This is a genomic window from Rhizobium laguerreae (genome assembly GCF_019778565.1).
Lineage (GTDB): Bacteria > Pseudomonadota > Alphaproteobacteria > Rhizobiales > Rhizobiaceae > Rhizobium > Rhizobium laguerreae.
In genome coordinates this window covers 163945-176317 of record NZ_JAAXQT010000005.1, presented here as the reverse complement: position 1 = coordinate 176317, position 12373 = coordinate 163945, and the positions used below count along the sequence as shown (strand labels likewise).

General features: G+C 61.7%; 11 protein-coding genes. 2 read left to right on the top strand and 9 right to left on the bottom strand.

Going from position 1 to position 12373, the window contains the following annotated elements; genetic code table 11:
* The first annotated feature begins 11 nt into the window (after positions 1–11).
* Positions 12–1223, top strand: coding sequence for a UbiH/UbiF family hydroxylase (locus tag HFO71_RS17285; RefSeq protein WP_221988238.1), 1212 nt, complete (start codon positions 12–14; stop codon positions 1221–1223).
* Here the strand turns inward: HFO71_RS17285 and HFO71_RS17280 are convergent.
* The 7 genes from HFO71_RS17280 to HFO71_RS17250 form a co-directional block, all read right to left on the bottom strand.
* Positions 1191–2153: an AEC family transporter gene (locus HFO71_RS17280; protein ID WP_131642307.1), complete on the bottom strand. Its 963-nt coding sequence runs from the start codon at positions 2151–2153 to the stop codon at positions 1191–1193. The two genes, HFO71_RS17285 and HFO71_RS17280, sit on opposite strands and share 33 nt — an antisense overlap.
* A gap of 168 nt (positions 2154–2321) precedes the next feature.
* Entirely contained in the window at positions 2322–3257 is a 936-nt protein-coding gene (locus HFO71_RS17275; RefSeq protein WP_077981078.1) for an MBL fold metallo-hydrolase, read from the bottom strand.
* A gap of 209 nt (positions 3258–3466) precedes the next feature.
* On the bottom strand, positions 3467–3955 hold the full coding sequence (locus HFO71_RS17270; protein WP_077981077.1) for a cupin: 489 nt from the start codon (positions 3953–3955) through the stop codon (positions 3467–3469).
* 297 nt (positions 3956–4252) lie between these two features.
* Positions 4253–5044 (bottom strand): SDR family NAD(P)-dependent oxidoreductase, encoded by a 792-nt coding sequence (locus HFO71_RS17265; RefSeq protein WP_077981076.1) that lies wholly within the window; start codon positions 5042–5044, stop codon positions 4253–4255.
* A gap of 245 nt (positions 5045–5289) precedes the next feature.
* A complete protein-coding gene (locus tag HFO71_RS17260; protein ID WP_168258344.1) occupies positions 5290–6819 on the bottom strand; it encodes an aldehyde dehydrogenase (NADP(+)) in 1530 nt (509 codons plus the stop codon).
* 697 nt (positions 6820–7516) lie between these two features.
* Complete coding sequence (locus HFO71_RS17255; RefSeq protein WP_077981074.1) at positions 7517–8554, bottom strand: LLM class flavin-dependent oxidoreductase; 1038 nt, start codon at positions 8552–8554, stop codon at positions 7517–7519.
* A gap of 255 nt (positions 8555–8809) precedes the next feature.
* On the bottom strand, positions 8810–9847 hold the full coding sequence (locus HFO71_RS17250; RefSeq protein WP_168258345.1) for an alpha/beta fold hydrolase: 1038 nt from the start codon (positions 9845–9847) through the stop codon (positions 8810–8812).
* A 224-nt stretch (positions 9848–10071) separates the two neighbouring features.
* Here HFO71_RS17250 and HFO71_RS17245 point away from each other — a divergent pair, with 224 nt between their 5' ends.
* On the top strand, positions 10072–10236 hold the full coding sequence (locus HFO71_RS17245; RefSeq protein WP_168258346.1) for a hypothetical protein: 165 nt from the start codon (positions 10072–10074) through the stop codon (positions 10234–10236).
* Positions 10237–10329: 93 nt separating this feature from the next.
* On the opposite strand, the gene HFO71_RS17240 is transcribed toward HFO71_RS17245, so the two are convergent.
* Together HFO71_RS17240 and HFO71_RS17235 are read right to left on the bottom strand one after the other, a co-directional pair.
* The gene (locus tag HFO71_RS17240) at positions 10330–11124 is read right to left on the bottom strand and encodes an ion channel (protein ID WP_077981072.1); all 795 of its coding nucleotides are present in this window, start codon (positions 11122–11124) and stop codon (positions 10330–10332) included.
* Positions 11125–11363: 239 nt separating this feature from the next.
* On the bottom strand, positions 11364–12134 hold the full coding sequence (locus HFO71_RS17235; RefSeq protein WP_077981274.1) for an SDR family NAD(P)-dependent oxidoreductase: 771 nt from the start codon (positions 12132–12134) through the stop codon (positions 11364–11366).
* Positions 12135–12373: the final 239 nt, after the last annotated feature.

Sequence of the window (12373 nt, the reverse complement as noted above, 5' to 3'; positions counted from 1 at the left end):
GGAACGATAGCATGAAGACATTCGAAGTGGCGGTGGTCGGTGGCGGTCTGGCCGGCATGATCGCCGCAATCGCGCTGGCGCGCGGCGGCCGCAGCGTGGCGCTGGTTGCCCCCGTTGCTCCCAAGGAGGACCGGCGCACCACAGCGCTGATGGATCAGTCGATCCGCTTCCTCGACCGCCTGGCGCTCTGGGAAAAGCTTCGTCCCGCAGCCGCCCCTCTCACCAGCATGCGCATCGTCGACGGCACCGACAGGCTGCTGCGCGCGCCGACCACCACCTTCCGCGCGGCCGATGTCGGCCTGGATGCCTTCGGCTACAATTTCCCCAACAGGGCGCTGATCGATATCCTCGAAGAGGCCGCTGCCGGCGAGGGCAATATCAACCGCTTCACCGATATGGCCGAATCGATCGACATCTCAGCCGAAGTGGTCTCGATCACGCTTGCCGGCAGCGAGACGCTGTCGGCCGATTTTGCCGTCGGCGCCGATGGCCGCGGCTCGAAGCTGCGCGAAACATCGGGCATTACCGTGCGCAACTGGTCCTATCCGCAATCGGCCATGGTGTTGAATTTCGCCCATTCGCTGCCGCACCAGAATATCTCGACCGAATTCCACACCAAACACGGCCCCTTCACCCAGGTGCCGCTGCCGGGAAGCCGCTCCAGCCTGGTCTGGGTGCAGGATCCCGCCGAGGCGGCGAGCCGCTTGGAATTGCCGCTTGCCGAGCTCGGCGCTCTTGTCGAGGCGCACATGCAGTCCATGCTCGGCAAGGTCAGCGTCGAGGAGGGCGTCCAGGTCTGGCCGCTGTCCGGCATGATGGCGCATCGTTTCGGCAAGGGACGCATCGCGCTGATCGGCGAGGCCGCCCATGTCTTCCCGCCGATCGGGGCACAGGGGCTGAACCTTAGCCTTCGCGATATCATGGCGCTTGCAGATATCCTTTGCGACAGGGCGGAATTACCGGTGCCGGCCGATGCCGGCGAAAGCTTCGACCGCAGGCGCCGCGCCGATATCATGACGCGCACGGCCAGTGTCGATCTTCTCAACCGCTCGCTGCTCTCGGATTTCCTGCCCGTCCAGATGCTGCGGGCTGCCGGCCTGCATATCCTCTCGGCCATACCGCCGCTGCGCAATATCGTCATGCGCGAGGGCATCGAGCCCGGCCGCGGCTTTCGCGATATTCCCGATGCGCTACGGGAAAAGCTGAAGCGGAAGAAGGCCTGATCGGATCACGATCAGCCAGAGCGAAACAGTCACCACCGAAAACACCGTCGTGACCAGGATCGTCGCCGAGGCGCGCTCCTGCCAGACGCCATATTGCTGGCCGATGACGAAGACGTTGGTCGCCGTCGGCAGTGAGGCCAGCAGCACGGCGGCCTGAATCCAGACCGGCTCGAAACCACCAATCGCCGTCAGTGCAACAAAAACCGCGATCGGATGCAGGATGAGCTTCGCCGGCACGATATAGGAGATCTCGGCCGGGATCCGCTTCAGCGGCCGCAGCGCCAGCGTCACGCCCATGGCAAACAGCGCGCAGGGAGCCGCCGCCTGGGCGAGATAATCGACGAGGCGCTGAAACGCCAGCGGCTGGTCGAGATGCAAGGCAGCCACGGCAAAGCCAAGCGTCGTCGACAGGATGAAGGGATGCAGGCCGACTTTCCGCACGATGTCGGCGATAAGCCGGCTGGCTGAACGCTTGTCGTCGCCAGCCGCTGCCATCAGTGCCGGCGCCACGACGAAATGCAGCGCGTTTTCGAAGCAGATGATCAGCGCCACCGGCACCGCCGCGCCTTCGCCGAGCGCCAAGAGCGCCAGGCCCGGTCCCAAATAGCCGATATTGCCGTAGGCGCCGGCAAAGGACTGGATGGTGCAATCGGCAAGCGAATTGCCGCGCAGCAGGCGGCCGATGGCGAAAAGCAGGATGAAGACTGCATAGGTCGCCGCAATATCGGTGGCGATGAAATCGACGCGGCTCAGCTCTTCGATCGGCGTGCGCGAGACGAGCTTGAAGAACAGAGCGGGCAGGGCGGCATAGATGATGAAGGTGTTCAGCCAGCCGAGCGCTTCGGTAGGCTGCTTCGTCGCCTTGGCGGCGATGTAACCGATGAGGATCAGGCCGAAGAACGGCAATAGCAGGCTGACGATATCGGCCAAGAGGTCTTCCAGGATGTGGGGATGATCGGCGGGTCAGGATCTGACTTAAGCAATTCCAGCAAAAGTGTGTAGTGGTTTAGCGTTCGGAATTGCGCAGAAACAAATCGATAGAGCGTGGACTCATTCACGCGATGAGTACACGCTCTAAGATCCCAACCCGACAAGCGATCAGTAGTCCCAGAAGGCCGCCACCCAACGAAAGGCGTCGCCGTCGACCGCCACCCGGCCGACGGACGGGAACGGCAGGTGCGTCGCCACCAGCTGCTCGCCGGTCTCCGCCAGTTCCCGCAAAAGACGGATCCGAACGCGCGCCGCCTCCTCGGGGTCGTGCTCGAAGCCGTTGAACCAGTCGGGGTGCTCAAAGCCGACCGCGAATACGGCGTCGCCGGCAAACATCAGCCGGTCGCCGCCGGACGCCAGGCGGATCACGCTGTGCCCCGGGGTGTGGCCGCCGGTGCGATGGACGACCACGCCCGGCGCCACCTCGTACTCGTCATCGAACAGCCTGAAATGGCTGCGATATTCTTCGGCGAACCGCGTGGCAGTCGCCCGAAGCGCGTCCGGGAACCCCGGTGGCATAGAGACCCGGGAGAAATCGGGCGCCTCCCAGAATTTGACCTCAGCCGCCGCCACGTGGATGCGTAGGTCCGGACGCAACTGGTCCTTCACCCCGTCGACGAGCAGCCCGCCAATATGGTCCATGTGCATGTGGGTCAGCACCACGTCGGTCACCGACGCAAGATCGATGCCGGCAGCTTCCAACCGTTTGATCAGCTGCCCGGCCCGCGGCAGATGCAGGTCCGGGTCGATCCCCAGCCCTGCGTCGAGGAGTATGGTCTGGTCGCCGCTGCGCACCACGACCACGTTCAGCGCCCAGTCGAAAGCATCCGCCGGCAGGAACATGTCTTTCAGCCAGGCCGCTCGGACGGCGGGATCGATGTTGTGTCCCAGCATCGCGGTAGGCAGCGGTAGCACTCCATCGCTGACCACCAGCACCTCAATCTCGCCGACCCGCACCGCGTAGCGCGACGGAACCAATTCGTCGAGCTGAGGTCTGCCGGTGTGTGCGGTGTTTTCCAGGCTCATCTTTGTCTCAAGGTTCATGTTCGTCTCCTTCTGACCGCCGCCTCAAACACGGCATCGACGACGCTACATGGAGGCGTGTTTGCGATCGATTGGTCGAGGGGCAAGGACGAGTGGGGCCGAGGGACAGGACAAGCCATACCACGGCATAGGTGCAGGCCTGGCTTTTTACTGCCGGCGTGGTGCTGATGGAGGTGGAGTCGATCAGATCAGCGAACGCGGCAAGCCTGCTACCGCCATTTCTCGACGAGAAATCCCGATGGTCCTTGAACGGGATCGGTGTGGGGTAGGGGTACTGACGAGATTTTCGTCAGCGTTTCGCTTGAAGCAGCCGAAGTCTGAATGTCGGCATGCTGTCCCTTAGGATAAGCGCCGATGACCTGGAAGTTCGACGTGCAGCCGAGATTCTGATGCCCTGTCCCGGCAGGAAGCACTAGACAGTCTCCGGCCGCCACCGCTATTGCCTGCCCCTCGGGACCACCAATCAGCAGCGTGGCGCTACCAACTGCAATTCCCAGCACTTCATGGGCACCGGAATGGTAGTGCTGATAATCGAAGACACCGTTTCTCCAGATGCCTGTCCAACCGTTTGCCGCGAAGCGACCTTCGAAATCGGTCGGTCCGCTGTCGGCAAACAGCCCTTTGTAAAGCAATACAGGAAGATGCGGGTTGTTCGGGACCCAGTCGCTCGGCCCGAAAATGATCGTCTCGATGTTCATGCTGAATTCCCAAGCTAGTCGCCGATTGCCGCGACGCGACGGCGATCGAGTCGTCGACGTTGTTCGCCCAAGTCTCTCGCTGCGTCTTCCATTGAACTCATCTGCGCTGATGTTCTCGAGGCTAAACCTTGGCGGTCGCCAGCGGTTCCTTGACGTGCCGTCTTTTCGATAAGCTACTGGTCTGCGAAGAGTGAGAATTGGAGGGCTTTGGAAAGGCCACCGAATAGCCCGCCACCGCAGCGCATCGCGGAGACAACTTCCGACGAAGACGGTGCAGTGGCCGGTCGGTGGCGTCAGTCAGAGCGTGTCGATCAGGCCTCCGTCCACGCGCATCGAAGCTCCAGTCGTTGCGGACGCCAAAGGGGAGGCCAGATAGGTTACGAGATTGGCAATTTCCTCGACGCTCGCGGCCCGTTGGATGATCGAACCGGCGCGGTGCTTCTTGACGAAGTCCGCCGCCACCTCCTCGATCGGTTTCCCCGTCTTCACACGTTCCTCGGCGAGCATCGCCTCGACGCCTTCCGAAAGCGTGGGGCCGGGAAGGACGGAGTTCACGGTGACGCCCGTGCCAGCCATGCGCTTGGCAAGGCCGCGGGCAACCGCAATGTCTGCGGTCTTGCTGACACCATAGTGGATCATCTCGACCGGAATGTTAAAGCCGGATTCAGACGCGATGAAGATGACGCGGCCCCAATCGAGCTTCTGCATCCCCGGAAGATATGCGCGCGAAAGCCTGACGGCGGACATGACGTTCACCTGCCAGTGGCGGTCCCATACCTCGTCGCCCGCATCGAAGAAGTCTAGCGGCTGGAAGATGCCCGCGTTGTTGATGAGGATGTCCACGTGAGGAACTTGGGCGACAAGAGCGTCACATCCGCCAGCGGTTGCGAGATCCGCTGCCGCCGCGGTCACGCTTCCCTTGGCGCCTTCGCCTTTCAGGCGGACGGCGGCTTTTGCGGTCTTTTCTTCGGACCGGCCGTTGACCACCACGTCCGCCCCCGCCCTCGCGAGCTGGCGGGCGATTGCGTATCCAATGCCTTCAGTGGATCCGGTAACCAGAGCGGTCTTGCCTGTGAGGTCGATCTGCATCTTGTGCTCCTGTGAGGTTGGATGACAGAACGTATGAACTGGCGACCGGTCTCGCAACAGCCTACGATGCGGATAAGCCTTCCCCTTCGACTGGGCGGCCGCTGGGCCTAGTCACAGGCACCGCGCAGATCATCGCGGGTGGCGGGCAAAAAGCTACGATGGCCGCTAGAACAGCGGCAGTCTGACCTGCGTCGTGGATGCATCGATCGCATCCACGACATTCTGTTGCCCGAGGCTAAACGCGCTTAGAATAGTTTGAGCGGCTCGGGAAGCAGATCTATTGGAAAGTCCTGATAGGAGACCGGGCGCAGGAAGCGGTAGATCGCCATGGTCCCGACCGAGGTCGATCGTCCGTCCGATGTGGCTGGATAGGGTCCGCCATGGACCATCGCCGGGGAGACCTCGACCCCCGTTCCGAAGCCGTTGACGAGAAGTCGGCCCGCGAGCAGCTCCAACTGCGAGATCATCGGCGAGGCGGCCCCGATGTCTCCAGCGTCCACGTGCAGGGCGATGGTCAACTGACCTTCCAGGGATCCCACGACCCTTCGCAATTCCTCGTCGTCACGGCAGCGGACGATCAGTCCCGAGGCGCCGAAAACCTCTTCCTGAAGTTCCGGATTCGCGAGGAATGCAGCCGCGGTCGTCTCGAAGAGCGCCGCCGCTGCCTGATGGGGCGTTCCGTCTTTTCCCGCGGCCACTTGCGAGACGGAAGACGATGACGACAGCCTTGCGACGCCATTGCAGTATGCGTCAAAGATGCCACCAGTCAGCATTGTTTGAGCCTGCGATTCCGAAAGCGCTGCGGCGGCACTCTCGGTGAAGGCGTCGAGGCCCGCACCCTCGACGGCGATGATCAGGCCAGGATTGGTGCAGAACTGGCCAGCGCCGAGGGTCAGAGAGGATACGAACGATTTTCCGATCTCCGCTCCTCTGCTCCGAAGTGCGTTGGGATAGAGGATGACAGGATTGATGCTGCTCATTTCGGCGTAGACGGGTATCGGCTGCTTCCGCTCCGACGCGATCTTCATCAGCGCGGTGCCGCCGCGGCGCGAGCCCGTGAAGCCGACGGCGCGTATGCGGTGGTCGGCGACCAGGGTCTGACCGACCTCGAATCCCGCGTCGAACAAAAGCCCAAACGTCCCCCGCGGAAGGCCGCATGCAGCAACCGCGTCCGCGACGGCTCTGCCGACCAGCTCGGACGTGCCGGGATGCGCGGAGTGCGCCTTGACGATAACCGGGCAGCCCGCGGCGAGGGCGGAGGCGGTGTCACCGCCAGCGACAGAGAAGGCGAGGGGAAAATTCGATGCCCCGAACACCGCGACAGGGCCGAGGGCAACGTTTCGCAGCCGAAGGTCCGGCTTTGCAACCGGCCTGCGCTCCGTATCGGCCGGATCGAAGCGAAGTTCCTGAAATCTGCCGTCGCGAACCTCCTTGGCGAACAGGCGAAGCTGTCCGACGGTCCTGGCGCGCTCTCCCTCGATGCGGCCGCGTGGCAGGCCAGTCTCGTCAATCGCTCGCAGGACGAGATCGTCGCCGAGTGCGACGATGCCTTCGGCGATTGCTTCCAGGAACCGAGCCCGATCATCGAGCGACGTCTCCTTGTAGATCGGGAAAGCGTCCCACGCCAAACTCGTGGCCTCTTCCACCTGCTCCTTCGTCGCACCCGCGAAGCGCGGTTCCATCGGGTTGCCGTTGGCGGGATTGATTGCGGAGAATGCCGCGGCCGCGCCGCGCACGTGCGCGCCGCCGATAAGAAGGTCGCCGGAGAGTGTCATCGTGGATCCTTTCAAAATGAGAAGCCATGGCCGCCCTCGCCATGCTGAATGGAGGCTCTGCGTAACCGTCGGCGTACGGCTGTCGAACTCACATAGGCATCGACGGCGGGCATGCCAACCCTTCGCTCGTTAAAAGTATTACTTTTCAATTCATGCCAAATCGGCGCGCGCATGGCGACCGCCGGATGCTAATGGCTTGACCAGTCCCGCTCCGATTCCCTGCGAAGCCCCGGGATAACCACGGTTTTAAGCACGCTCATGCCTGCCTCCGTTTGGGCGACGCGGGTGGCCTTCGTTCACCTAGCGGCGCCATGCGCTGACCGGTTGTGTGCGGAGGCAGCCGGACACGGTTTGCGTCGTCTTCCGCTTTGCCGGGACAATCGCGCCGAAAACCGTGCCACGATATTGTACGAAGGTGTCTCCGATACGTTCGGATCGGGTGCCGCCTTGGGCACACCAAGGTACAATAGACGTGAGGAATGGCCGGAGGTATCACCCGAGCAGCACCACGGATGATTGGAGTTCACATGACCCGCTGGCCGATCGTCCTCGATCGGCGCGCGTCCGCCTGACATCGCCTTCCGGACGACGCCGTGGTTGGTGCGCAGGGACGGGGGTCCGGCGACAGCTTCACCATCACGGGTCGGTCGAGCATTCGAAGATAGCGGCGCCGATCAATGTAGGCGCCTCAATGGCTCTAGCCGAGACGGTGTCCGCGAACGATCGGAGCGACATCGGTGCCAAGGAGTTCGATCGAACGGCGCATTGCTTCGGTCTCCAAGGCGGCTGTGCTCATCTGGAAGGTGAGGCGAGAAATCCCTCCCAATGTCCTGTTAACATGCTCGATCTTTGCCGCAACCGTCTGCGGGCTGCCAACCAGAAACGCACCGTTCGGGCCGCACATGAAGTCGAATTGCGCCTGCGTTGGCGGTGGCCAGCCCCGTTCCCGTCCAGCGTCCGTGAACATCTGGAACCAGCCAGGGAAGAACGCTTCCCTGGCTGCTTTGTCAGTTTCCCCGACAAAGCCGAGAGCGTGCACGCCGACCCTCTGTTCCTCGCTGGGGTGGCCCGCGGCGAGCCATGCACGTCGATAAAGTTCGACCAACGGCAGAAACCGCTCGAAGCTACCGCCGATGATGGCGACCATCAGAGGCAAGCCAAGTGTTCCGGCGCGGATGAAGGATTCGGGCGTCCCGCCGACACCCAGCCAGATTGGCAAGGTTGGCTGGTGCGGACGGGGAAAGACACCCTGGCCGCCGATGGGCGCTCGAAAGCGGCCCTGCCACTCGATACTTGGCTTTTCCCTGATCTTCAGCAACAGGTCCAGCTTCTCCGCGAAGAGGGAATCGTAGTCCCGAAGGTCGAATCCGAACAGGGGATAGGCCTCAATGGATGAACCTCGGCCGACCACGATTTCCGCTCGTCCGCGCGATATCAGATCCAGTGTGGCGAATTCCTGAAAGAGCCGCACGGGGTCGGCAGCGCTGAGGACGGCGACAGCGCTTGTCAGCCTGATCGACTTCGTGCGCGCCGCAGCGGCCGCAAGGATCACGGCTGGCGCGGAATCAAGTGCGTTCTCTCGATGATGTTCGCCCATGCCAAAGACGTCGAGGCCGACTTGATCGGCCAGCTCGACCTCCGCAAGTACGCTCTCCATGCGATCGATGGCTGACTGCAGTCGTCCCGTAGCGGGGTCGTTCAGCAGCATGGCAAAACTATCGATACCGATTTCCAACGAAGGATCCTTTCGAGGCACTGTCGCCACGCAACCGCGGTGGTCGCTGTTTCGGCGCTTCCTGCTTCTGATAACTCGCCCCGCGATGGAGCGGACACGTCTGTCTTGCAGAAGCGCCTCCCGCTTCATCACACGATGACGGGCGTCCTACTACCCGTCATTTTCTGATCGATACTATCCAAATATCCGATAGGTGAGTTCGGCTGTACCTGATGGCTGGCGAGCCTCGGAAGAACCGTCCAGCAATGCTGGTGCTTATGCCCATGCATCCGCGTCGATGACTGCCTGAGCGAAAGCCTCTGGTGACTCCTGCGGGAGATTATGGCCTATACCGCCCTTGATCAGACGGTGTTCGTATTTTGCCTTGAATTTTCCGGCGTAGGCCTTCGGATCAGGATGCGGTGCTCCATTGGCATCGCCTTCCATCGTAATCGCAGGCACGTGGATGTCGGGAGCGGATGCGAGCTTGGTTTCGAACTCGTCGAACCGCTTCTCTCCCTCCGCGAGACCGAGCCGCCAACGGTAGTTGTGGACGACGATCGCCACATGGTCCGGATTGGCGAACGCCGCAGCGCTTCGTTCAAACGTCTTGTCGTCGAATTTCCACCGAGGAGAGGCGAGTTGCCAGATGAGTCTGGCGAAGTCGTTCGTGTATTTTTCATAGCCGTCGCGACCGCGTTCTGTCGCGAAATAGAACTGGTACCACCACTGCAGTTCGGCCGACGGCGGCAACGGCGCCTTTCCGGCGGTCTGGTTCCCGATGAGATAGCCGCTGACGGAGACCAAGCACTTGCATCGTTCCGGCCAGAGCGCGGCGACAATGTCGGCGGTCCGCGCGCCCCAGTCGAAACCCGCGACAGTGGCTCGCTCGATCTTCAGAGCGTCCATCAGCTTGATGGCATCGACTGCCAGCGCCGACTGTTGGCCGTTGCGCATCGTGTCGTCGGCGAGAAACTTGGTGCTGCCGTATCCTCGCAGATGGGGGACGATTACACGATGGCCCTGGTCTGCAAGCAACGGGGCGACTTCGGCGAACGCATTGATGTCATAGGGCCAACCGTGGAACAGAAGGACGGGCGATCCGTCGTTGGGGCCAAGTTCGGCGTATCCAACAGTGAGGTCTCCCGCGTCGATTTGTCGGTCAGCGACCAGCCCGTGGCCATTCTTTCGGCCGACCATGTTGCCCTGGTCAGCACCCGCGGCATGTCCCGCGAGGATCCCCGCCGCCGTAAATCCGAGTGCGACCCCGCCGAAGGACCGACGCGTGAGGCTCCCAGTTCTAAGATCGCTCATGATTGCTTCTCCGATAATGGACGATGGATGGCCGCCTCGAGATCATGCTCAGAGAGCGTTGGCATCGGGAGTTTGCGACTGATGACTGGGGTCCGCTAGTGGACGAAGGTATTGGGCATACTAACGTGTCGTCGATACCTAGGTGCAACAGCCGCCTCTTTTGCCGTTAGCCATACTGTTCTCCAGGCCGCGGGCGTTCCGCCGGCGCGCTTTAGGAGAGGATGATGAGCTACCGAGACAACGACAACGATACGTCGGGGTCATTTTCCTTGCGTCGCAATCCTTCTCGCCATGGCGGCTTTGGCTGGCGCCTTGGTATCGGTCAGACAGCCCGTCGTGCCAGCCCGCGTCTGGGTACCCGTTCAGTCAGCCGGATCATCGACCGTTAAGCCGGCGGCGGCGTGCTCCCCAGCACGGGCGGGCTGCAATCCGACGGACGAAGCCTCGTCGGAAAGCATTGCAAAAATCGCTAGGATCGACGGTCACAATCCCTCGTCCGGTATGTTCAAGACCTCTCCGCACGCCTTGCAATGAACGGCGTCCGCGTCATGGCGCTGAAGGCCGCATCGGTGGCAGGAATAGGTCACCTTGTGAGGGCGGACCACTGCCTGAGCAAGCCTGACGAAAAGGGAAATGCCGACAATCATCGTCACAACGGAAGTGAGCTTGCCCAACGTTCCCGGAAGCGTGATGTCTCCGAATCCCGTCGTCGTCACCGTCGCGACCGTGAAGTATAGCGCATCGACGAATCCTTCGCCTCCCTCCCTGTTATAGAAGAACGACGTATAGACGAACCCGGTTGCCATGAAGAGGAACACAAGGAAATTGATCACCGCCCGGACGACGTCGAGAAGGTATGAATAGCCGGCCTTGCGCAGCAAGTCCCTAAGCAACGGACTCCTGCCGATCGCCCAGAACCGCATGATCCGCAGGAAAGCGAAATTGAAGAGCAGATCCGGCAGCAACAGCGTGGCCAGCACCACAAAGTCGATCCAGGTCATCGGCCGCCGAATCCACTCGCGCAGAGAGAATGCGGCAATCGCCCGGCCCGCCATCTCGGCAGCGATCCACACGGCTATCGCATAGTCGATGATCAGATAGGACGGACCCGATCGCAGGTACGGGCCGAGCAGGAAGAAGGCGAGAATGGCGACATCAATGGCAGCAAATACCACCCGAAAGGCGACCGCCTGCTTGCCGTCGGCCCTATCGAGCTTTCGCAGCACCTGACGAAGCGAATTCTGCCGAGAGCCGTTGTCGGATTCGAGGGTTTCCATCCAGGGAATCTAGATCCCTCATTGGCGTCTGCAAGTCGCCAAGAAATCGACTCCTCGGTGACAGTCCGTCTGCTCGACCGACCTTCCACTCCGAGCCGAATTCATGGCCAGTTTGCATGAGAGCTATTGATCCTGGCCGAAATCTTATGACCAGCGCCTTTGCCGATGACGTAGGGCGATCCTTGTCCGGCAAATCGTTGTTCACTTGCACAGGACTTGCGCTGCAAGGGGGCTCAATCTCAGGCGACGGACCATCCACCGTCCACCAGCAGATTAGTGCCGGTGATCAGGCTCGCTGCCGGTGATGCAAGGAAGATGACTGCACCCACCACATCATCGGTTTCTCCGATCCGGCCGAGCGGAATGTGATCGAGCGTCGCTTCGCGATTGTCGGCATCGGATAGAAAAGGTGCTGTGCCATCGGTGTGAATGAACGTTGGCGATACGGTATTTACGGTGACATTATAGCGTGCCCATTCGGCTGCAAGGCAACGCGTGAGGTGATTGATGGCCGCCTTGCTCATGCAATAGATTGCCTCGCCGCGCAGTGCCACGGTGCCGGCCTGTGAGCTGATGTTGATGATCCTGCCGCCGTTGCGCTTGATCATGTGACGGCCCACAGCCTGCGTCATCAGAAAGGTACCCTTGATGTTGACATCGAGTATCTCGTCCAGATCCTTCTCTTCGACGAGTTCCGCGAGATTGCCCGGGGCCACGCCGACATTGTTGACGAGGATGTCGATCCGGCCGAACGTCGCAAGCGCCGAGTCGACTGCTCGTGCGATATGGGCCTTGTTGGGAATGTCCAGTTCAACGGGGAGAACTTTTCGCCCCGCTCCCTCGAGTTCGGCAACTAGGCCCGCCGACGCTGCGACATCGCGGACCCCCAAAACGATATCGGAACCTGCTGCGGCACAGGCAAGTGCGCAAGCTCGACCGATGCCACGGCTCGCTCCCGTCACTAAGGTCACCTTGCCCTCAAGGCTGAAGTCCGGCGCATTCTTCTGCATCACGATGCCTCCCTCGATGAAGCTCATTTATGGCAGCGTCGGCGTGCGGATGCCAGATATTCTCAGCATACTGAGGAGTGTCCCCTTGACCAATGGGCTATCCCGCAACGTGGGGCGCTTTTCCCGATAGGCCGCGCAAAGCCGCATTGCCCGTCGGTACCGGCGACGGACGGCGCAGGAGGAAGCGGAGGAGCCCACGCACACCTGCACCATGGCCCGGAAAATCGGCAGCCGCTGGC